Origin of the sequence: Burkholderia sp. MSh2 (assembly GCF_000731655.1) — a bacterium.
In the GTDB taxonomy this organism is placed as follows: Bacteria; Pseudomonadota; Gammaproteobacteria; order Burkholderiales; family Burkholderiaceae; genus Burkholderia; species Burkholderia paludis.
Window position 1 is genome coordinate 1 of record NZ_JPGM01000092.1, and the last position, 22,429, is coordinate 22,429.

At 61.5% G+C, this 22,429-nt stretch carries 18 protein-coding genes and 1 pseudogene; 11 read left to right on the forward strand and 8 right to left on the reverse strand.

The window, feature by feature from the left end; all coding sequences use genetic code 11:
* Window positions 1-24 precede the first annotated feature (24 nt).
* The 7 genes from GQ57_RS35210 to GQ57_RS38405 all read right to left on the reverse strand — a co-directional run bounded on the left by GQ57_RS35210 (window position 25) and on the right by GQ57_RS38405 (window position 6,333).
* Window positions 25-774 (reverse strand): electron transfer flavoprotein subunit beta/FixA family protein, encoded by a 750-nt coding sequence (locus GQ57_RS35210; protein WP_034200304.1) that lies wholly within the window; start codon window positions 772-774, stop codon window positions 25-27.
* A gap of 262 nt (window positions 775-1,036) precedes the next feature.
* A complete protein-coding gene (locus GQ57_RS35215; RefSeq protein WP_052001595.1) occupies window positions 1,037-1,312 on the reverse strand; it encodes a hypothetical protein in 276 nt (91 codons plus the stop codon).
* Between the two features lie 48 nt (window positions 1,313-1,360).
* Window positions 1,361-1,969 (reverse strand): hypothetical protein, encoded by a 609-nt coding sequence (locus GQ57_RS35220; RefSeq protein ID WP_081896851.1) that lies wholly within the window; start codon window positions 1,967-1,969, stop codon window positions 1,361-1,363.
* A 209-nt stretch (window positions 1,970-2,178) separates the two neighbouring features.
* Window positions 2,179-3,150, reverse strand: a complete 972-nt coding sequence (locus tag GQ57_RS35225; RefSeq protein WP_034200305.1) for an NAD(P)H-dependent flavin oxidoreductase — start codon at window positions 3,148-3,150, stop codon at window positions 2,179-2,181.
* Between the two features lie 13 nt (window positions 3,151-3,163).
* Window positions 3,164-4,327, reverse strand: a complete 1,164-nt coding sequence (locus GQ57_RS35230; RefSeq protein WP_034200306.1) for an acyl-CoA dehydrogenase family protein — start codon at window positions 4,325-4,327, stop codon at window positions 3,164-3,166.
* A gap of 12 nt (window positions 4,328-4,339) precedes the next feature.
* Window positions 4,340-5,503, reverse strand: a complete 1,164-nt coding sequence (locus GQ57_RS35235; RefSeq protein WP_034200307.1) for an acyl-CoA dehydrogenase family protein — start codon at window positions 5,501-5,503, stop codon at window positions 4,340-4,342.
* Window positions 5,504-5,739: 236 nt separating this feature from the next.
* Window positions 5,740-6,333, reverse strand: a complete 594-nt coding sequence (locus GQ57_RS38405; protein WP_052001597.1) for a TetR/AcrR family transcriptional regulator — start codon at window positions 6,331-6,333, stop codon at window positions 5,740-5,742.
* Between the two features lie 233 nt (window positions 6,334-6,566).
* On the opposite strand from GQ57_RS38405, the gene GQ57_RS35245 reads away from it, so the two are divergent.
* From GQ57_RS35245 to GQ57_RS35270, 7 genes and pseudogenes are all read left to right on the forward strand, one after another.
* Window positions 6,567-7,787, forward strand: a complete 1,221-nt coding sequence (locus tag GQ57_RS35245; protein WP_063934624.1) for an oxygenase MpaB family protein — start codon at window positions 6,567-6,569, stop codon at window positions 7,785-7,787.
* A 278-nt stretch (window positions 7,788-8,065) separates the two neighbouring features.
* Entirely contained in the window at window positions 8,066-9,601 is a 1,536-nt protein-coding gene (locus tag GQ57_RS35250) for an acyl-CoA synthetase (protein WP_034200308.1), read from the forward strand.
* A 24-nt stretch (window positions 9,602-9,625) separates the two neighbouring features.
* Window positions 9,626-10,423: an enoyl-CoA hydratase-related protein gene (locus tag GQ57_RS35255; protein WP_034200309.1), complete on the forward strand. Its 798-nt coding sequence runs from the start codon at window positions 9,626-9,628 to the stop codon at window positions 10,421-10,423.
* Window positions 10,424-10,565: 142 nt separating this feature from the next.
* A pseudogene (locus GQ57_RS44500) lies at window positions 10,566-11,861 on the forward strand (acyl-CoA dehydrogenase family protein).
* An 11-nt stretch (window positions 11,862-11,872) separates the two neighbouring features.
* Window positions 11,873-12,658, forward strand: coding sequence for an SDR family NAD(P)-dependent oxidoreductase (locus GQ57_RS42575; RefSeq protein ID WP_034200318.1), 786 nt, complete (start codon window positions 11,873-11,875; stop codon window positions 12,656-12,658).
* Between the two features lies 1 nt (window position 12,659).
* Window positions 12,660-13,409 (forward strand): DUF6285 domain-containing protein, encoded by a 750-nt coding sequence (locus GQ57_RS42580; protein ID WP_152603436.1) that lies wholly within the window; start codon window positions 12,660-12,662, stop codon window positions 13,407-13,409.
* 159 nt (window positions 13,410-13,568) lie between these two features.
* The gene (locus GQ57_RS35270; RefSeq protein ID WP_063934625.1) at window positions 13,569-16,283 is read left to right on the forward strand and encodes a LuxR C-terminal-related transcriptional regulator; all 2,715 of its coding nucleotides are present in this window, start codon (window positions 13,569-13,571) and stop codon (window positions 16,281-16,283) included.
* 177 nt (window positions 16,284-16,460) lie between these two features.
* On the opposite strand, the gene GQ57_RS35275 is transcribed toward GQ57_RS35270, so the two are convergent.
* Entirely contained in the window at window positions 16,461-17,948 is a 1,488-nt protein-coding gene (locus GQ57_RS35275; protein ID WP_235215185.1) for an aldehyde dehydrogenase family protein, read from the reverse strand.
* Between the two features lie 393 nt (window positions 17,949-18,341).
* Here GQ57_RS35275 and GQ57_RS35280 point away from each other — a divergent pair, with 393 nt between their 5' ends.
* The 4 genes from GQ57_RS35280 to GQ57_RS40865 all read left to right on the forward strand — a co-directional run bounded on the left by GQ57_RS35280 (window position 18,342) and on the right by GQ57_RS40865 (window position 22,271).
* Window positions 18,342-19,514 (forward strand): acetyl-CoA C-acetyltransferase, encoded by a 1,173-nt coding sequence (locus GQ57_RS35280; protein ID WP_034200311.1) that lies wholly within the window; start codon window positions 18,342-18,344, stop codon window positions 19,512-19,514.
* Between the two features lie 149 nt (window positions 19,515-19,663).
* On the forward strand, window positions 19,664-20,767 hold the full coding sequence (locus tag GQ57_RS35285; protein ID WP_081896853.1) for an NAD(P)-dependent alcohol dehydrogenase: 1,104 nt from the start codon (window positions 19,664-19,666) through the stop codon (window positions 20,765-20,767).
* Between the two features lie 251 nt (window positions 20,768-21,018).
* Window positions 21,019-21,822, forward strand: coding sequence for an SDR family NAD(P)-dependent oxidoreductase (locus GQ57_RS35290; protein ID WP_034200321.1), 804 nt, complete (start codon window positions 21,019-21,021; stop codon window positions 21,820-21,822).
* A 32-nt stretch (window positions 21,823-21,854) separates the two neighbouring features.
* Window positions 21,855-22,271, forward strand: coding sequence for a GFA family protein (locus tag GQ57_RS40865; protein WP_081896854.1), 417 nt, complete (start codon window positions 21,855-21,857; stop codon window positions 22,269-22,271).
* The last annotated feature ends 158 nt before the right edge of the window (window positions 22,272-22,429 follow it).

A 22,429-nucleotide genomic window follows, 5' to 3' on the forward strand; every position in this document is an offset into this window, starting at 1 on the left:
ATCGTCATTTCCTTGCGCTCCCTCTTACAGCACCTTGGCTTCGGTCTTCAGCTTCTCGACCAGCGTCTTCACGTCCGCCACCTTCACACCGGCCGCGCGCTTCGGCGGCTCGACCACTTTCAGCGTCTTCAGGCGCGGCGCGACATCCACGCCGAGGTCTTCCGGTTTCACGGTTTCCAGCGGCTTCTTCTTCGCCTTCATGATGTTCGGCAGCGTCACGTAGCGCGGCTCGTTCAGGCGCAGGTCGGTCGTGATGACCGCCGGCAGCGACAGCGACAGCGTTTCCGCGCCGCCGTCGACTTCGCGTGCGACCGTTGCGCGGCCGTCTGCGACCGTCACCTTCGATGCGAACGTCGCTTGCGGGAGACCTGCCAGCGCGGCCAGCATCTGGCCCGTCTGGTTCGAATCGTCGTCGATCGCCTGCTTGCCGAGGATCACCAGCTGCGGCTGTTCCTTGTCGACCAGCGCCTTCAGGATCTTCGCGACGGTCAGCGGCTCGGCGCCGTCGGTCGACTCGACCAGGATCGCGCGATCCGCGCCGATCGCCAGCGCAGTACGCAGCGTTTCCTGCGCTTGCGCGACACCCACCGACACGGCGATCACCTCGGTCGCCGCGCCGGCCTCCTTCAACCGCACGGCTTCTTCAACGGCGATTTCGTCGAACGGGTTCATCGACATCTTCACGTTCGCAATGTCGACACCCGTGTTGTCTGATTTGACGCCAATTCGCATGTTGGCATCCACGACTCGCTTCACCGCTACCAGAATCTTCAACGTTCAGCTCCCTTCAAATGCTCCAACCACGAGCTCGATCCGCTTCGAATCGCGACCGGGCATCGACGTAGCGCACCTGTTGGCCGATCGAATCGGGAAAATCACCATGTCGGCGATGCTTCACCTCATCGCCCACCAATCGAAGCAACTGTTCACGCGCACCCATGAAACGAAACCCGGCAGTGACATCACGCACGTCGCGTGCCGGCTGCCCCGGCACACGTTGAGGCTCGCTTGCGAATCCCGATCACGTCTGCCGCAATCACATGTGCGCCCCGGTTTCCACGATCCCGGAATCGTCACGATGCGCGCCTCGTCCATTCCGCTCGGCATGCTCATGTGCACTTCGGAGTGCCAAATCAAAGCTGCCCTCTGTCGCGACATGGCGGTTATCGACACTCACGTACCACGCCCTGCCCTTGACGCACCAGCGAATACGGTGCTCCTCCATCAGTGCAGAAAACCAACGCCATAGCGACGCGTCTTCCGCATTGGCCGTGGCGGCGGCCTGCATCCGGACAAGTTGCATGCGATTCATGGAATTAACTACCTCGACTCTCCCGTCGCACGGGCTTCTCGTGCCACGTCAGCACGCTTCAATGACCAGCTCCAGCCCGGCTGCAACGTGAATGTTCGCGATCGATGCACTGCCCCCCATCGCCGAAACAGGCTCGAACGCAAACGGACAGACGGTAATCACCTTCACCCTATCCGACGACCGCGCAGTGACCCGGGTATGGTTGGAACCGATTTGTCGCTCAAACTCATGCTCTCCACTCACCGCGGTGATGTCGTCGAGCAGATCCACACCCAGCTGAATGGCGACCTCGGCGGCGATTTTTCCGCCGTCCATCGTCGCCGGCAGTACGATATGCGAGTAGTCTTTCGCGACGGCAAGCAATGTCGCGCTAGTACGAGCAGAAAGCGGGCCAGCAAGTCCGGCGCTCGAGAGAAGAACGTTTGTCACGCCCGGGATATTCGCTGCGTCGCCCGCGATATGCGCGCCGCCACCCACCACCAGCAGATGAACTGCCCTGCTGGTGAACATGCTGATGATTGCCGCGGCGGCCATTGCATGCAACGTGACGCGCTTCAACGCAATATTGTCGTGCTCCGCGACGACCAATATCGTCATGACTTCCCCCTTGGACGGACGTCGGCGCCATCTGCGTTTGTAAGCAAAGTAGCCGATCATGCGTGCGAGTGCACACGCATGCCTGTGTCTCCAACGCACCCCGTGAACGCGCTTTCGGAAGGGCACGTTGCGCGCCGCGCGTGCTCAATTGGACACGAACTCGACCATGCGCACTCCAACCAGAGACGACGAGCGGCCGGTCTCACTTGCTCCCTTCCGCAACGGCACCAGTTCCGTCTGTACGTACCGGAACACCGATCCGGCCCTGGCTATGCCGTCGCCCACATTGCGAGCCGTAGCTGCTCCCTGCATTCCCCAACCATGCGTTGAATGAGTTCCGCACACGTTGGGATGTCCTTGATCAATCCGACAACCTGCCCGGCCGTCACGATGCCGTCGTCCACCTGCCCGGAATCGAGTGCCGCCTTGCCACGCGCACCGGATACCAATGGGCGAATCTCGTCGAACTCGCAGCCGCCAGGTCGTCGCTCGATCCGAACCACCTCTTCGGAGATGGCGTTTTTCAGAACGCGGGCGGTGTTGCTCAACGTTCTGAAGATCAGCCGCGTATCACGCTCGGACGCGTCCACCAGTGCGCGCTTGATGTCTTCGTGAATCGGCGCCTCACGCGTCGCGCAAAACCGGGTGCCCATGTTGACGCCGGCCGCACCCAGTGCAAGTGCGGCCGCCAGCCCTCGCCCGTCCGCAATCCCCCCCGATGCAATCACCGGAATGGCGAGGCGTTCCGCGGCGACCGGAATCAGCACTAGGCCGCCGATGTCTTCCTCCCCCGGGTGGCCCGCACATTCGAACCCGTCGATCGATACGGCGTCGACCCCGTTCCGCTCGGCCGACAACGCATGACGGATAGAAACGCACTTGTGGATGATCCTGATGCCAGCCGCTTTCGCCTTGCGGATGAAGTCCACGGGGTTGTTCCCTGCGGTTTCGAGAATCTTCACCCCGCCGTCGATGATCGCGTCGAGATATGCCTCATACGGCGGCGGCTTGATCGACGGAAGAATGGTCAGGTTCACGCCGAACGGCGCGTCGGTCATCGTGCGGCACCGTTCGATCTCATTGGCCAAGTGCTCCGGCGTGGGCTGCGTAAGCGCCGTCAGCACCCCCAGACCGCCCGCATTCGACACGGCAGAAGCCATCTCAGCAGTACCGACCCACATCATGCCTCCCTGCACGATCGGGTACCGGATGCCGAGCAAATCAGTCAGGCGCGTATTCATCGTGTCTCCGTTTTCAAACCAGCTTCCGCTCGTCAAGCCCAAGCCCGCGCCCAACAATCTCGAGCATGATTTCGTTCGCGCCGGCAAAGATTCGCGAGATGCGCGAATCCGTATAGAGCCGGCTGATTCGGTACTCGTCCATGTAGCCTGCGCCCCCGTGCAACTGGACACACCGGTCGACCACGCGTCCCTCCAGCTCCGTCGCCAGATACTTTGCTTCCGACGCATGCTCCGCGGTCAGTTGTCCGTCATTGCCAAGCATCACGCATTGATCTACGAAACACTGGATCGCATCGATCTCGGCGCGCATCTCGGCCATCGAAAAGCGCACACTCTGCAGCGCACCCAGCGGCTTGCCGAACGCGCGGCGCTCCTTCACGAAGTCAAGCGTGAGATCGAACGACACCTGGGCGACCGCGATGGACGCGATCGCGACCTGTAGACGCTCGACGGCTAGGCATTGCGCCATGTACGAAAATCCCTTGCCCGGATCGCCCAAGACATTTTCCTTCGGCAGTCGAACGTTTTCGAAGAAGAGCTCAGCGGTATCCTGACCGTGCAATCCCATCTTCTTGAGCTTCCGGCCACGCTCAAAGCCCGGTGTATCTCGCTCGACCACGAACAAGCCGATACCGTACCGGTTGGTCGGGTCGGTGCGCGCCGCGACGATGACGACGTCGGACAGGATGCCGTTGGAAATATAGGTCTTCGAGCCGTTGAGAAGCCAGTGATCGCCTCGGTCTTCGGCGCGCGTGCGAATACCCGCAAGATCGCTTCCGGCCGAAGGCTCGGTCATCGCAATCGCCAGGATCGATTCGCCGCGCGCCGCGCCCGGCAGGTATGTCCGCTTCTGCTCGTCGGAGCCGAACTTGTCGATATACGGAGCGACGACCATGGAGTGAAGGTTATGGTAGAACGCCGGATCACCATGGCGAATGTTTTCTTCCTGGAGGATCTGGTCGTAGCGCAGGTCGCGTAATCCGCAACCACCGAACCGTTCGTCGGCCCACATCAGCAGGAAGCCTTGTTCGCCGGTCTTGCGGTACGCCTCTCGATCGACATAACCTTGTTCGCGCCAGCGATCCGCGTGAGGCCCGATCTCGTTCAGCATGAACCGGCGTGCCGCGTCGCGAAACTGTTCGTGTTCCGGCTCGAAGATTGTTCGGGGGAAATTCATCCGATTGCTCCGTCAGCTCAGCCGGCGGGCGTCCAGACCGAGCCCCCGACCGATGATTTCCTTCATGATTTCAGTAGCCCCGGCGTAGATCCGGGAAATCCGCGCATCCGCATACATGTGGCTGATCCGGTATTCGTCCATGTAACCGGCGCCGCCGTGCAGCTGCAAACACGCATCCATCACGCGCCCCTCGAGTTCCGACGTCAGGAGCTTCGCGGACGACGCTTGCTCGGCGCTCAGCGCCCCCTCATTCGCGGCGACGACGAGCTGATCGACGTAGGTTTGCAGCGCGTCGATCTGCGCACGAAGCCCCGCCATCGTCAGTCGCGTATTCTGTAGTGCTCCCAATGGTTTTCCGAACGCCCGACGCTCCTTCACGTATTCGAGCGTCGTGTCGAACGCCACTTGGGCGTGCGCGATGGACGTGATTGCACTCATCAAGCGCTCCACGGCCAGACACCGGGCCATGTGAACGAACCCCTGGTCGAGTTCCCCCAGCAGACTTTCCTTGGGAAGCTTCACGTCGTTGAAGAAGAGCTCAGCCGTGTCCTGCACATGCAGTCCCATTTTCTTGAGCTTTCGCCCCCGCTCGAATCCGGGCATGCCACGCTCGACGATGAACAGGCTGATGCCGGCGCGGTTTTCTGAATGAGTACGTGCAGCAACCACGACCGTATCGGCGAGTATGCCGTTCGAGATGAAGGTCTTCGCACCATTGAGCAGCCAGTGATCCCCGTGGTCTTCTGCACGGGTCTTGATCGCAGCGAGATCGCTGCCTGCGTCGGGCTCGGTCATCGCGATCGCCAGAATCGTCTCGCCCGAGATGGCGTTCGGCAAGTACTTGAGCTTCTGCTCATGGTTCGCGAATTTGTCGAAGTACGCGCCGACCAGAATTGAATGCGTCCCCTGGAAAAACCCGATGTCGCCGTACCGGACGTTTTCCTCGATAAGAATCTGCTCGTAACGCAGGTCGCGCAGCCCAAGACCGCCATATTCTTCTTCGGCCCACATCAGTAGATACCCTTGTGCGCCGGCTTTCAGGAAGGCTTCTCTGTCCACAAAGCCCTGCTCTCGCCATCGATCGACGTGAGGGCCTATCTCACCCTGATAGAAACGTCGAGCGGTGTCGCGAAAAAGTGCGTGATCAGATGAAAAATGGGAGCGCGGGAAAGCCATGAGAGAGGATTCGCAAACATGTCGTGGGCACGAGTCTAAGTGCCAAGGTCACGGCGATCCTCGTTCGATTTGACTATTTGCAGTGCCCGTAGCGACGGAGCACATGCGATTGCGGGTGACGTCATCCTGCTGAAGGCCCCCCGCGAGACGGAAGGCGGAGGTGGCACGAAGCAGCGAGGCGACGCCTCGCCGCGAAACGCGACTCCGTCGCCGCTCGAGCCTGCCGAAGCCCGAGATTACGCGTTAGCGCCCGGCACGCCCTGAAGGAATAGCTTGATCGCGCGCTGCACATAGGCGCGCTTCGCCCTGTCGAGCCCCGGAGAATCCAGTCCTTGAACCGCCCGATGAAACGGCCCCGCCGCTACTGCGTGCATGAATTGGGCCGCGATAAACGCGACGTCGTCATCGCTGACACGCGCGGGCAGGTGTTTGCGGAACACCGCTTCAAATGACCGGATTGCGTCCGTAATCGCAAGCTGCGTCACGGCCTGGGCCAACTCCGGAAAACGCCTGACCTCGGCAATGGTGAGTCGATAGATGCCGAGCACATCCGGCTGAAGTATCCACTCGAGCAGATGTATCGCCATCGCCTGAAGACACGACTCCAGATTCTGCTTGGCGTCCGCCGAACCCAATCCGCGATCGGCGCTCCGCTCGACATTTCTCAGGACCACCGCCTCGAATACCTCCGCCTTACCCGCGAAGCGCAGATAGAAGGTGCGCTTCGAGATCCCCGCAGCGGCCGCAATGCCTTCCACGCTCGTGGCGCCGTAACCGTCCTCGATGAAAAGGCGGCTGGCCTCGTCGAGGATGACATCGCCGAGTCGCATGGCCTCCTCGGCCGACGGCCGGCCCTTGCGTGGACTGCGGTTAAGGACTCGGTCAGACGTTTCAGTCAATTGTTCACCTCTGTCTCGGTTCTGGACGATATCGCGGGATTAGCAAGATCCCGACTTGCGTTGGTGGTCGAACTCACATACAAAGTATACGGTGCCGTTTACTTAATCCTGTGCACTTCAGTCATCCCCGTCACTCTGCCTTGCAACCTAAGGAATCGACCCGCATGACAAATCATCCCAACCCATTGCTCTCCTCCGCGCCTGCCAGCGTCGTCAATCGCCTCGCGATCGTCGAACGCTTCGGTGCAGACAAGCTTGCTCTCGTCCTGGAGATGGCGAGTATCGGCGATGTACTGGCCGATGCGATTGTGGCCGAAGGCCAACGCTACGACGACACCCATCTGCGCTCGCTCGACGACGGGTTCAGGTTCGGACTGCAATGTCTCGCATCCCCCTCGCCGGCCATCCATGCGCTGCTTGCGAAAGCGGAGCAGATGCCCGACTGGATTGACACATCTAGCATTTTACGAGGTTCTCAGGCCTACCTGACGATCGGTCCGCTCTGGACGATGATTGCACTCGGGCCGGGATCGCTCGCGCACACCTACTACTCGCCGACGATCTCCAAGGTATTGACGGGTACCGGCAATCTTGACGATCGCACGCTGCGTCGCCTGACGGAAACCGCCGTGTGGGAACAATTGACGTTGCGCCCCGGCGGCGTATCCAGGGGCGCCGAAGGTTATGTCCACACGCTGCAGGTGCGCATGTTGCACGCCCGCGTGAGAGCCGGCCTGATCAAACGCGGTTGGGACGCGCAGGCACTTGGCAGCCCCATCAATCAGCTTGACATGTTGAGAACCTGGCTCGACTTCACCTATGTACCGTTCATGGCGCTGGAAAAGCTCGGTGTGACTTTCGACGAACAGGAATTCCAGGACCTCTATCAGGTATGGCAAGCGGTAGCGCACCTGCTCGGGATCGAGGAGCGCTTTTACCGGCATATCGTCGACCAGCACTCGGCGGCCGAAACACTGACCCTGATCGACATGGCCTGCAGCGAGCCAGACGACGGTTTCCGCACGCTCACGCTACGCATGCTGGAGGCCATCGGGCGCGCGCTTCAGCCGGCGCTCGGCATTCCGGAAGATGCATCGATCCAGCTCATGCACGCGTTCTGTCGTCTGTTCCATGGTGATGACTTCGCTGACGAGGCGGGGGTCGAGCGCACGTGGACGAGTGCGTTCCTGCCCTTCATCGCGGACGCGAACCGCTACCAGCGCCTTTTGGAGCGAAGCGATCCGGAGATTCGCCAGAAGAAGATCGTCGAGACGCTCCATGCATTCGACGCAAGAATTGCAAGCGTAAAGGGTTTGACTACCTATCAAAGCAGTATCGGTCATTTCCCAAGCACTGAGCTTCCCAGGACGACCGACGCAATGTAACTGCCCTGATGCGCGTGCTGGTCCCGTCCGTCGGGCCGATCCGGAACACATCGTGCGCTCGTCTTCGCCATCGCGACATCCGCGGGACGGGCACGCCGGGGCATTCGTCATACGGGCGGGCGTCCGTATCGGGGCACGTCGAAAAAATAGTCAGTTCGAACGAAACACCTCGGCCCGCGCCGGCAGTACCTTCCATAGACGCAGTTCCAGCTTGACGACGGCCGATGCGAGCCGTTCCCGATTGTCGCCTGGCACACCCAACACTCCGGAGACGAAACTTGTATCTGACTCAGGCACTGCACAAAGCGGCACGCGAAAGGCCAACTACCCTTGCGACCGTATTTGCGCAACGGCACACTTCGTACGCCCGGTTTGTGCAGCGTGTCGCGCGCCTCGCGGGCGCCCTCGACACGCTCGGAATCGAGCCCGGTGATCGAGTCGGCATGCTTGCGCCCAACTCGGATCGCTACGTCGAATATCTGTTCGGCACCCTTTGGGCCGGCGCTGTCATCAACCCGGTCAACACACGCTGGACCCTCAACGAAATCGCCTACTCGCTGCAGGACTGCGAGACGACGATCCTCCTCGTCGACGACGCGTTCCTCGCGTATGTCGGCCCGCTTCGCGAGCGATGCGCTTGTCTTCGCGAAATCGTCTATTGCGGCGATGCGCCCACGCCGGTCGGCATGCACGGGTACGAACAGTTGCTGGAAGCCGCCGAACCCGTCGCCGATCGCGGCCGGCACGACAACGATCTGGCCGCGGTGCTGTACACGGGCGGCACGACCGGCACGCCGAAGGGCGTCATGCTATCGCACGCCAATTTGCTGAGCGACGCGTTGTCGACACTGGCGGCGGCGCCGCGACCGCCTGTCGAGGTCGCGCTCCATGTCGCGCCCCTGTTTCACGTCGGCGGCATCGCATCGGTCATCCAAACGATGCTCCGTTCGGCAACGCACGTCATTCTGCCCGGCTTCGACCCGAAAGTCGTGTTGGACGCGATCTCACGGCATAAGGTCAACGAGGTGTTCCTTGTGCCCACGATGTTGCAGATGCTGCTCGACGATCCGCTCTTCGCGGATCACGACGTCAGCAGCCTGCGTAACATCATCTATGGCGCCGCACCTATCGATTCGGCCTTGCTGACGCGTGCGCTCTCGGCGTTGCCACACAGTCAGTTCATGCAGGTCTACGGCATGACCGAGCTCGCTCCTGTCGTGGCCGTACTCCCAGCCATCTGTCATACCCCTGGAGGCTCGAAGCTGAATGCTGCGGGGCGGCCGGCGCCTATATGCGCCGTGCGCATCCTAGATCCGGACACACACGAGGAGCGAGCGGCCGGCACGACCGGCGAAGTGGTCGTGAGCGGCCCAAACGTGATGCTCGGATACTGGAACAAACCCGACGAAACCGCCAAGGCGTTGTGCGATGGCTGGATGCATACCGGCGATGGGGGCTACCTTGACGAAGACGGCTATCTGCACATCACGGATCGCCTCAAGGACATGATCGTGAGCGGAGGCGAAAACGTCTATTCGACCGAGGTCGAGAACGCCATCCTGTCGCATCCGGCGGTTCAGTCCTGTGCCGTCATCGGCATTCCTGACGAAAAATGGGGCGAAGCCGTGCATGCGGTCGTCGTCGTCCGAGACGGGGCCGCGTTGACGGTCGACCACCTGAAAGCCCATTGCCGGGAGCGCATCGCCGGGTATAAGTGTCCGCGCAGCATTGAGTTTCGCGATGCGTTGCCGTTGTCCGCGGCGGGCAAGCTTCTCAAATACAAACTTCGCGAAACATTCTGGAACAAGCGGTGAAGAACCATCTAATCGAGGTATGACATGACATATGGCACCGTGACGCTCGAGTTCGACGGTCCCGTCGCAATCATCACGCTGAATCGGCCGGACACACTGAACAGCGTGACCGATGCGCTGTCTCGCGACGCACGCGCCGCGCTGGCCGAGGTACGCAGCCGGACGGACGTGAGAGCGCTTATTCTGACCGGAGCCGGTCGCGCATTCTGCGCGGGCGCCGAATTGAACGAAACATTGCTCGACGGCGATGGCACACGATCAGCAGGGCAAGTCCTGCACGAAACCATGCGGTCGCAAACGAATCCGTGGATCAAGGAACTACACGAGTTCCCGGTGCCTGTCGTAGCAGCCGTGAACGGCGTCGCGGCCGGCGCCGGCGTCGGGGTCGCGCTTGCCGCCGACGTCACGATTGCGGCGCGTTCCGCGTCGTTCATTCTCAGCTTCTGCCCGAAGCTCGGCCTGATCCCGGACGTCGGTACGACGTGGCATCTGCCGCGCCGCATCGGACGCGCACGCGCGACTGCGTTGGCGCTGCTGGGGAACAAGCTTGGTGCCGAACAGGCGGCCGAATGGGGGCTGATCTGGCAATGCGTCGATGACGATCAGCTCGCCGCTGCAGCCATGCGCGTGGCAACGGCATTGGCCGCCTGCCCGCCGCATATCGCCGTCGAATTGCGTATGGCGCTGAAGCGTGCCGAGACGAATACGCTCGAAGCACAACTGGACTACGAACGAGAACGGCAGTGCACGCTGGTCGAGACCGCCGCATTCAGGGAAGGCGTGACAGCATTCCGGGAAAAACGCGCCCCCATATTCAACTGAACTCGCGGTTACAGGCATTCGGCGATCCGACGCGCGTTCGCCGGCGCCCCGTGGCCAGCCGACAGGGCGACCTGCGCGGTGACGCGCACGTTCCCGATCCCTCTTCATCACTGGCCAGACTACGTGCAAGCAGGAGAACCGCATGAGCGAAGTTTTCGTCTACGATCATGTGCGAACGCCACGCGGTCGCGCCGACGGCGCATTGCATCAGATCACGCCGGGCAGCCTGGCCAGCCAGACCTTGCGTGCGCTGCGCGAGCGGAACGCATTCGCCCCGGACGATATCAGCGATGTCGGCTTGGGGGAACTGCAGGCACGCACGCGCACCTTCATCAACGACAAGATCATGCCCTTCGAAGTGGATCCGCGCTGCGGACCTCACGGGCCAGGCGAATCCCTGCGAGCGGAGCTCATCGCGCTCGGGCGAGCAGAACGGTCTGTTCTCGAGCCATGTGAGCCTCGATTTCGGTGGCCTCGGGCTCGACCACATGAGCAAGGCGATGCTGTTCGAAGAGGCTGGCTATTCGCCGTTGGGCCCGGTTGCGCTCAACATTGCCGCGCCCGACGAAGGCAACATGCATCTGCTGCATGAAGTCACGGCGCCGGAGCAAAAGGAGCGCTGACTCCGGCCGCAGGCACGACGTGGTCGTGCTTCTGCATGACGGAGCCGGCGCTGGGAGCGGGCTCCGTCCATACTGCAAACGACCGCACGCCGCGACGGCGACGAATACATGATCGACGGTGGCAAATGGTTCATTACGGGCGCTAATGGTGCCAGTTTCGCCGTCATTATGGCAAACCGAAGCAAGGCAGCTCGACTATGTTCCTCGCCGACATGGACAGCCCGAGCATCCGCGTCGAACGCACCATGGACGCACTGGATGCGTGCTTTCCGGGCGACCACGCGGTGGTGCGGTTTGACGAGCTTCGCGTGCTGTCGCACAACGTGCTCGGCAAGCCGGGCGAAGGCCTCGTATGCACTCAGGTGCGCCTGGCGCCCGCCATCTCACCCACTGCGTGCGACGGTTCGGTGTCGCAAGGCGGTGTCATGACAGTGCGACGCATTATGCGCAGGTGTGCAGTGCCTTCGGCAGCCGACTCAGCGAGCACGACGGCGTCGGCTTCATGCTCGCGGACAACGAGACGGATCTTCATGTCGTACATCTTGCGATATGGCATTGCGAGGCTGTGCTCGACACCGGTTCGCTGGGCAAGCACGACTCGAGCGCCGCGAAGGTCATCGCTTCCGAAGCGGCATGGCGCGTGGTCGACCGCAGCGTGCAAATCCTGGGTGGCCAGGCCGTCACGCACGAAACGGTCGTGGCGCGCATCGTTGCCGGCATGCGCGCATTCCGGATCTACGACGGCCCTACCGAAGCGCATCGCCGGATGCATGTCGCGCAATATCCTGCGCGGCAGGACGCCCACTCAACTCTGAGGGAACCCCTGATGACACATACGACAAACCTGCCGGGTCTCTTCAGTCTCGCCGGAAAATTGGCGCTCGTGACCGGTGCATCAAGCGGCCTCGGACGGCACTTCGCCAGAACGCTTGGCCGTGCGGGCGCCGAGGTCGTCGTTGCCGCCCGTCGGGCGGAAAAACTCTCTGAGCTGGTGGACGAACTGCGCGCCGAAGGTATCCAGGCGCATGCCGTGAGCCTGGACGTCACACGCGCCGCCAGTGTGCGGCAGGCATTCGACGCCATCGAGGAACTCGGTGGACCTGCCCGCATCGTGGTGAACAATGCCGGCGTGACAGTAACACGGGCATTGCTCGAGCAGACCGAGGAAGACTGGGACTACGTGCTCGAAACCAATCTCAAGGGGGCGTGGCTCGTCACACAGGAAGCGGCGCGTCGGCTCGTTGGCGCCCAACGCACCGGGAGCATCGTCAATATCGCCTCGATTCTCGGGGAGCGCGTGGCGGGCGGCGTTGCACCTTACAGCATCTCGAAGGCTGCCCTCGTCCAGACGACAAAGGCCGCGGCACTCGAACTCGCGCGCCATGGCATCTGCGTGAACGCACTTCTCCCCGGCTATATCGTGACCGACCTCAACGCCGATTTCCTGGGTGGCGATGCTGGCGAGCGACTACGGAATCGCATTCCCAGTCGTCGTTTCGGCCAACCGGAACATCTCGATGGCCCATTGCTACTGGTGACCAGTGAAGCCGGACGGCACATGACGGGCGCCACGCTGGCGGTCGACGGCGGCCACCTCATCAGTTCTCTCTGACATGAATCATTCCGCACGTCCCCTTCGCGCCACAATCGAAGCCTTCGTTTTACACAGCGCAGGATACGATCGCGTTCGCATCGGCGCGTTGCGATTGCTCTCGGGCGGCACCATCCAGGAAAACTGGTCGTTCGATGCGGCGAGCGAAGGCGGCCCTTTTGCCGGTACATTGCACGTCGAGTTGCGGGCCGACGCACCAAACGACGTCGCGGTCGCCTCAGCTGCGAACATGAATGAACAGCCACTGGGGTACCACCTGCTGGTACTCGCCCGTGACATCCTTCGATGCGAGCTCATGCCCGATTTGCCCTCCGAACAACGACTCACGGGTCTCCTGATCGCCAACGCGATAGGAGTCACCGCGCGCCAGTTACAAGTCGGTGATCGACCTGAGCGTGAAGTGCTGAACGCGCTCGAGCGCCTGCTGTCCGTCAAACCGGAGAAAGTGCCCGCCCCGCTGCCGATCGATGAGGTTCGCGCACGGCTGACCGCACTCAATCGCGCGTTATTGCGTGCGATCCGGGACGGGCGCCTCCGTGGCGTGCTGCCGTGCTTGTACACTTGCGGACGGTCACTTGGCAGCGTGTTTTCGAAAGCAGTGGCTCGCCTGCCCCATAACGTGTCAATTTCGGCACCCACCATGCAGCGGTTCCGACCGTTACCGTCTGGGCCGGCGCCGCCACATGCGCGATGTTCGGTGAAAACCCTAGCCGTCGCCCTCATCCACTACCCCGAAGTTGCAGTATCATAAAAAAATAAACGGCTCCGTGTATTTTTCATCAAGGCCGGATGATCTGCATTCCTCCGTTCCCCAGACGGCTTTCTTCGGCAAAGCACGCGACGTGCGCGCGAGTACACGGGGCGATGGTGTGAGCTTGATCGTCACAGCGCATCAGTCATGGAGAAACAGATGGAAGGAGACATTGGCGCCACATATGCGCGGCCGGTCATCGCACCCGCAACCCCGATCGTGTCGACGAAGTTGCAATATCCGATTCCACCGTCCGCACAAGTCCATCGCAAGCGGCTGCTGGAGGCTATGTGCGGAAAAACCGCGGGTTGCAGGCTGATCCTCGTTCAGGCGCCTGCGGGCTTCGGAAAGTCGACCTTGCTTTCCCAATATCGGACACGTCGTGAGGAGGACGGTGCCAGTGTCATGTGGCTGACCCTCGACAGCGCGGACAACGACCTCGATCGCTTCGTCCGCCATTTGCATGCGGGCTTGATGGCGCTGCATCCGTCGGTTGCCGACGAATCGAGCGGCGACACCATGAGCCTGATCGCACGTCTGGCCGGTCTCGCCCACCCCTTCACGATATTTCTCGACGAGTTCGAGGCACTTCACAATCCGGCGGCGATCGGCTACGTCCGGCAACTAATCGAATGCCTGCCCATCAATGGCGAAATCGTCATCGGTTCCCGCCACGTTCCGGAGATCGGGCTCGGCCGGCTGCGCGTGCGCGGTCAACTCCTCGAGTTTTCCCACGGCGATCTGCGATTTTCGCTGGAAGAAACGCGGCAGTTGCTGGAACGCCAACCTCACCTCGCGCTGACCGGTCGTCACGTCGAGATGCTCCATGAGCGCACCGAGGGATGGATCACGGCCATTCATCTTTTTGCACTTGCGATTTCCAATTATCGGGACGTCGGCCAGTTCATCAAATCGTTCTCCGGCTCGCATGCCGAGCTTGCGCAATTTCTGGCCGAAGACATTCTCCAGCGGCTCGCGGACGATCACCGTGATTTCCTGCTTCGAACGAGCATCCTCGGCGAACTGAACGAGTCGTTGTGCAACCACGTTGCACAACGCGAGGACAGCCGCGTCCAACTCGAGATCCTGTCGCGCAACAACCTGTTCCTGATTCCGCTCGACAGCCAGCACTTCAGCTACCGGTATCACGGGCTGTTCGCCAGTTTCCTGCGGGACAGGTTGAAGGTTACCCAGCCGGATCTGTTCTTCCAGCTACATCTCCGTGCGGCAGAATGGCTGCGCAGTCATGGCCGTCCTCTGTTGGCGATTGACCACCTCCTGTACGACAAGAATCAACGCGAGGCGATCGCACTACTTGATGCGCATGCCGGCAGTCTGCTGACCCAAGGACGTGTGCGCCGACTGTCGCGATGGTACGACCGGCTTTCCCCTGCGTTGCTCAGAAACGAGCCTGCGCTGCGACTGACGTTCGGATGGGCGCTCGTGCTGAATCGACGCCACGGCGAAGCCCAGCGAATCATCGACGATTTCCTCGCCGACGTCCCCGCGTCCCGCAACCCTGAACATGTCCGCGAGGCCCGCGCACTGTCCTGCCTGCAGTTGTCGATGACCGACCAGATCGAAGCGTGCTATCCGGCCAGCGAAGCGCTTCTCGCAGACGTGACGCCGGCGCATACATTGCAATTCGGCGTTCTGGTTAGCATCGTCGCTTATTGCATGATCGCCGCCGGCCGGTTCGATGACGCGCGTCAAACGATGGCACGAGCACTCCAGAGCGACCGCCAGTTGAACGCCTCTTTCATTCGGTCGCTGAGCGATGCGCAGGAAGGCGGCATCGACCTCATTCAGGGCCGGCTTGGCGAGGCGTTCGCGCGCCTGGAACGCAGCTACGAACGTGCAGTGTCGACCGGCTCGAACACCGTTCCGGGCGGACGGGCGGTGATTGGTATTCCGTTCGCGGAAGTCCTTTACGAGCGGAACGCGCTCGAGCGCGCTCAGCGGGTCGCGAGCGAGTGGCTACCATACGTACGGGAAAACGGTACCGTCGACGCATTCATACAGGCTTATCTTCTGCTGTCCAAGATTGCCGTTGTTGCCGGGGACGTCGACAGTTCGAAGCGCTACCGGCAAGAACTCGAGGACGCGGGCCTTGAAATGGGCCTGATCCGCGTCGTGGCAAGTGCCAAACTCGAGGCCGCGCGGATACTCTGGCTCAATCACGACCTCAAGGGCGCACTGTCCCTGCTCGACCAGGCCGAGGCAACACAAGTATGGAAAGACGGTGCAGGATACTCGGCGCCAGTCCATGACATCGAGTCCGTCGACGTGATGCGGTGGCGGCTCATGATCGCAAAAGGCGAAGGCGCGCACGCTGCGAGCCAGCTCAAAGCAGGGCTTCGTGCTGCGCAGTCCGCACAGCGCCATCGCCGCGCGCTCAAGCTGCGTATTCTGCTCAGTACGGCGTTGATGGCAACCGGCCAGACGAATCCCGCGATGCAAACGCTTACCGAAGCGCTGCAGATCGCGAGCCGGGAAGGTTTCGTGCGGATATTCCTGGACGAAGGAGAATCGGTTGCCGCGCTGCTGCGCATCTGGTTCAACCGTCATCGCGAAAATGCCGACCGACTGGACATATCCGCGACGCTGTGCGAACAACTGCTCGATACCCTGTCCGTCGCACCATTGCCATCCGCACCCGCCAGCGCCGACACCCACTCGAGTACGGCGCTCACCAAGCGCGAGCTTCAGGTACTCCGCTATCTCGCCGATGGCGCCCGCACACGCGCCATTGCCGATACGCTCTTCGTTTCCGAGGTCACCATCAAGGCCCACCTGAGAAACATCAATGCGAAACTCGGTGCACATGGCCGCGTCGAAGCGGTGGCCATCGCGCGCCGGCAGGGGCTGCTTTAACGCGGCGGAGATCGTCCGTGTTCGGTCACACGCGCAGTGGTCGCGCCAAGGTCGGCGGGAACCCGGGCATGCCCGACCCGGATGTCGACGGAAGCGCGCGCCCGTAGCCTCGCGGTCGGATCGACCGGAGGCTCGGTCAATCCGGGCCCCGTACTCCGCCCGCGGCAACCGCCGGACCTAGGCACGCTGCCGGTTCAAAGTAATGGTTTGCGGAACCGTGTACTCAAGCAGTCCGACGAGTCCGTTTTCGACCCCGATACCCGATTGCTTGTGGCCGGCCATCGGTTTCAGCGGCGAGAGCGAGTGGATTTCATTGATCCAGACCGTCCCGGTCTGCATCCGTTCGGCGATTGCTTGCGCTTGTGCTTCATCGCGGGACCAGACCGAACCGCCGAGGCCATACTCACTATCGTTCGCCCGTCGAATCACATCGTCGACATCCCGGAATTTCAGCAGCGGCAAAATTGGGCCGAACGGTTCTTCCCGAACCACACGTGAATCGTCTGGCGGATTGTCGACCAACGTCGCCGGGAAAAAGAACCCCTTCCCCGAACCGATCTCGCCTCCCGCAGGGAATGCGTGGCCTTGGGTCCGCGAATCCTCCAGCAAGCGCTTCAGGCGCTCGAACTGGGCGCGGTTCTGAACCGGTCCGAGTTGTACGCCGTCTTCGTCGCCGGGCCCCATCCGGGTTTCCTTAGCGATCTCGGCCAGGCGATCGCGCAAGCGGTCGTAAATGTCCTCGTGAATATACAGGCGCTTGATAGCGAGACAGAACTGCGCGCTGTTCGAAAACGCGCCCCAGAACAGTACGGGGGCAATCGCGTCAACATCCACGTCCGGCATGACGATGGCCGCGTCGTTGCCGCCCAACTCTAAAGTGAGTCGCTTCAGGTTGGACGACGCGCTCTCCATGACCTTTCGACCAGTCGGAGTCGAACCAGTGAAGCTGATCTTGTCGATGCCGGGATGGCCCGACATCCACGGCCCCAGCGCGTCACCGCCGCTGACGACATTCAGCACGCCCTTCGGCAAAACGTCGCACAAAAGCGCACCGATCTTCAACGTAGTCAGCGATGTGAAGGGCGATGGCTTGACAACGATCGTGTTACCGGCGACGAGTGCGGGCGCAATTTTCCAGAATGCCAGAATGATCGGGAAATTCCACGGCACGATGGCGCCGACCACACCGAGCGGTACATGACGCACGCGCACGAGCTTCTCGTCGCTATCCTCGATGATGTCGACCGGCGGGGTCAGTTTCGCGAACTCCGCGCACCAATAGGCGGCCGCAGCAATCTCGTCGCGAGCGCGATCCAGCGGCTTGCCTTGCTCTCGGGTCAGCAATGCCGCAAACGCCTCCTGGTGCGTCATCAACACGCCGGCGATGGATGCGACGGCGCGCTGCCGCTCGGCGACGGGCGTGGCCGCCCACGACGGAAACGCCTGGCGAGCCGCGTCGACCGCTTCGTCGAGCTGCGCGCGACTGGTATCCGGAACAGCGGCAATGACCTCCTCTGTCGCCGGATCAAATGCGTTGAACGTTGCCGCCCCCTCAACCTGCTGGCCGTCAATCAAAAGGCGAAAGTCATTGTCAAATGCGAAAGACATGATCGGATTCTCCGGTACGCGATCGAGTTGTAGTGTTTGATGCAGGCTCGATTCCATGTCGCCGCACCTGGCCTGCGGAACGCGATCGATCAGATCCTCTCCCGCGTTCACCGAGGCTAAGCTACTTGCCGAGTCCCGATTTCGTATCGTTCAAAAGGAGGAATTTGGCTCCTCGTCGACTCGGTGAAGACGATAGAACGACAGTTCGCCGAGACCTACGCCCGCGCCCGACGGCGTTTCACGTCAGGATTCGTGTTCACCGTGTGCTTTTGGATGGCAGTCGGCGTTGCCGCCAATTTGGTCAAAACGAACGAGGCAACGTGCCAGTGAATCGGCAAACATGACGTATCCATCTTGCGTACAGACGACGCATTGGTATTGCACATGCACCGGTCGGCGATTTTCTGCGGCCGCACTTCACCGTCATCTTTTGGACCAGGAGCCTTTCTCATGTCGGACGCTTATATTGTCGCTGCCGCACGTACTGCCGGCGGGCGCCGGAACGGTCGCCTCTCAGGCTGGCACCCCACCGATCTCGCCGCGCAGGTGCTGAACGCACTCGTCGAACGAGCGAATCTCGATCCGGCATTGATCGAAGACGTCATTCTGGGCTGCGTCGGGCAGGCAGGCGAACAGTCGACCAACGTCGCGCGAGGCGCCGTGCTCGCGTCAAAGCTTCCCGAAAGTGTTCCGGCAACGTCGGTCGATCGTCAATGCGGCTCGTCCCAGCAGGCGCTGCACTTTGCCGTCCAGGCGGTCATGTCCGGCACCCAGGATGTCGTGATCGCTGGCGGCGTCGAGAGTATGAGTCGCGTGCCGATGGCCTTGCCACATACGCTCCCGGAAAAAAACGGATTCGGCAGCTATATCGGCCCGGGTATCCAGGCCCGCTACCCCGGGATCGTGTTCAGTCAGTTCGAGGGTGCGGAGATGCTGGCGGCCAAGTACGGGCTCGAAAAATCGCACCTCGACCGCTATGCGCTGGCCAGCCACCGGAAAGCGATAGCGGCAACAAACGCGGGCCACTTCACCGATGAAATCGTGCCCATTACGGTCACCACGCAAGACGGCGTGGACGTGCAGCATGTCGTTGACGAAGGCATCCGCTTCGACGCCACGCTGGACGGCATCGCCGGCGTGAAACTGATTCGCGAGGGCGGACAGGTATCGGCGGCGACGGCGAGCCAGATTTGCGACGGCGCGTCCGGCATCGTGGTCGTCAACGAGCGCGGGCTCAAGGCGTTGGGCGTCGCGCCGCTCGCCCGCATTCACCATATCAGCGTACTCGGTCACGACCCGGTCATCATGCTCGAGGCACCGATCCCGGCGACCAAGCGCGCCCTCGTGAAGGCCGGCATGCGTATCGATGATATCGACCTGTACGAAGTGAACGAGGCGTTCGCACCAGTGCCGCTTGCATGGCTCCGCGCGCTGGAGGCGGATCCCGACAAACTCAACGTCAACGGCGGCGCCATCGCGCTGGGCCACCCGCTTGGCGCAACCGGCACCAAGCTGATGACGACACTGATTCATTCGCTGCGCCGCACCGGTGGCCGATATGGCCTGCAGACCGTCTGCGAAGGTGGTGGCCTCGCGAACGTCACGATCGTCGAGCGTCTTTGAAGGGCTCGCAACGCCCGAACCAGGTTCCATGATGTCGCCCGTTTCCGCGAGACACCGAAAGGGTCGGGAGCGGACGAATCATCGCGATCGACTCACGTGGCCGTCGAAACGTGAGTGATCGACACCCAAACGATTCAAGGAGACGAATAGTGGATGTTCATGCCGCAGTAGTACGGGAGCCGGGAAGCGCGTTTCATCTCGAACGGCTCAGGATTCAGGATCCGTTGGCGAACGAAGTCCTCGTCCGTATTGCCGGAACTGGTGTCTGTCACACCGATGTTCATGTGCGCGACCAGGGTTTCCCGGGGGGGTATCCCGTTGTGTTGGGGCACGAGGGATCGGGTGTCGTTGAAAAAGTGGGCCAGGCCGTCACGAAAGTTCAGGTCGGCGATCACGTCGTGCTCAGCTATCGGGCGTGCGGGCAGTGTGAAAGTTGCTGCAGCCGGAAAACAGCCTATTGCGCCCATTTCCCAGCGCTCAATTTCTCGGGACGGCGCGAAGACGGCTCCCCATCCTATGCGGCCGATGACGGCAGTCCGGTATACGGGTGCTTCTTCGGGCAATCGTCGTTCGGCTCCCTTGCGCTCGCATCGGAGCAAAACGTCGTGAAGATCCGCAAGGACGTACCGCTGGAACTGATGGGGCCACTTGGCTGCGGAATCCAGACGGGCGCCGGTACGGTTCTGAACGCGTTGCAGGCTCGGCCGGGCACGTCGATCGTGGTGTTCGGCGTGGGTCCCGTCGGACTGTCCGCGATCATGGCGGCGAAGTTGGCAGGTTGCTCGACGATCGTTGCGGTCGACCTGAACGAAGAGCGACTGTCATTGAGCCGTGAGCTCGGCGCGACGCACACGGTTCACGGCGCCGCGGCGGATCTCGCGACAGTCCTGGCGCAGTGGACGGGAGGCGGTGCGAACTATGCCGTCGAGTGCACGGGTGTGCCGGCTGTGTTGAAACGTGCGGTCGAATGCTTGCGCACAAGCGGCGTGTGTGCACTCGTTGGCGCATCGCCTGCGGGCGCCGAGGTTTCGCTCGGAATGTCGCTCCTGCTGATGGGCCGCACGGTCAAGGGCGTCATCGAGGGCGACAGTATTCCCGACGAGTTCATTCCCTATCTGATCGATTTGTGGAAGGACGGGAAATTCCCGTTCGATCGCCTGGTCAAATACTACCGCCTGGAGAATATCAACCAGGCCGTCAAAGACAGCGAGCAAGGCGACACCATCAAGGCAATCCTGCTACCCAATCAATGACATGACCGATCAGCCGGTGAACCAGTCGTTAAAAAGCAACTAGCACCGCTGGACGAACACCATGAAATCCGGCTGATCGTGTATCTACCAGCTCGGCGCTCTCTGTTCGCGATCCTTATTTTCTTCTAAAAATCAATACTTCATAACGGGTTGTCACGCGCAGCACCATGGCGCGTGCGAATCCGTCATGCAACGACTGTATCCGCTCAAGCCATCTCATTCTGAACATCTTTAACGACGGAGACATGAACATGAACACGATTAGTGCCGTCCCCATGCAGGACCGAGTCGTGATCGTCACGGGCGCTGGCTCTGGCATTGGCCGCGCAACGACATTGCTGCTTCTGGAACTGGGGGCGTCGGTCTTCGCCACGGATCGAAACCCGGCGACGTTGGAAGAAACGCGATCGATTGCCCAGTCGGACCGGCTATCGACATTGACCCACGATGTGACTTCCGAAGAAGACTGGGGCAACGCTTTGTCTGCCGTCGCCGAAAACGGTCGGCTTGATGGCTTGGTCAACAATGCGGGGATCATGCTTGATGGCAAATTCGATAGCAGCGCCGTTGACGACCTCAGACTGCAATATCGCATCAATGTGGAAGGCCCGTTCCTCGGCATGCAGAGCACCCTCCCGTTGATGCGAAAAACAATTCAGGATCACAACGCCCATCCCTCCATCGTTAACGTCTCTTCGATCTTCGGGCACATCGCGGGATCTCACTACGCAGCCTATTCGGCCAGCAAGGGGGCGATACGAATGCTGTCGAAAGCCGTCGCAGTGGAACTGGCTGCCGAAGGTATTCGCGTCAACTCGGTCCTCCCTGGCCCGACTGCCACGGCGCTCGGCGCCTCGCACCAGCCATTGAGAGATTCGCATGGGAACCCGCTCACTAAGGAGGAAACGCTCGCCCGCTGGACTCAGCGGATTCCGATGGGACGCTTTGGCGCGGCCGTGGAAGTCGCCAATGCCATCGCGTTCCTTCTCAGCGACCTGTCCTCTTACGCCACCGGTACCGAAATCGTACTGGATGGTGCGTATTCCGCGTCCTAACAACGCCACGAATCACTGGCGAGCGAGTCTATATGGAACATCAAAACCTCGACGGACATCCGGGCGGATGCCTGTGTGGCGCGGTCCGTTATGAATGTACCCACGTGCCGGATCGCGTCATTGCCTGCCATTGCAGCCATTGCCGTCGCGCATCAGGCAGCGGTTACTCCCTGAATATCGTTGTGCCCGAAACCTCAGTCACGCATCTAGGCCATCCGCCCGCGATCTACCGGGATCGGAGCGATGCCGGCCGCGTCGTCGAGCGAATGTATTGCCGTGAATGTGGCAGTCCGATTGCAAGCCGCACGTCGCTCTTGCCGGGTCAGTTGCTCCTCAAGGCTGGTTCGCTCGACTCGCCACCCCAGGCGGCACCGGTACTTCAGGTCTGGGCCGCCTCCGCATTGCCATGGGCGATGCTGCCATCGATCCCCGCCAGGGAGCACGGTTAAAGGCATGGCGCTTGAACCGAGGCGCCATCGGGCAGTCGATTAGACATCCCATACCGCCAACCTCCCTTTGAGCGGGAGGTTGGCGACGATGTGGATTCATTTTTCGGTGAAATTGGCAGAAGTGGTACGCCGGTCACTGGCAGGTCGTGTTGGTGCAG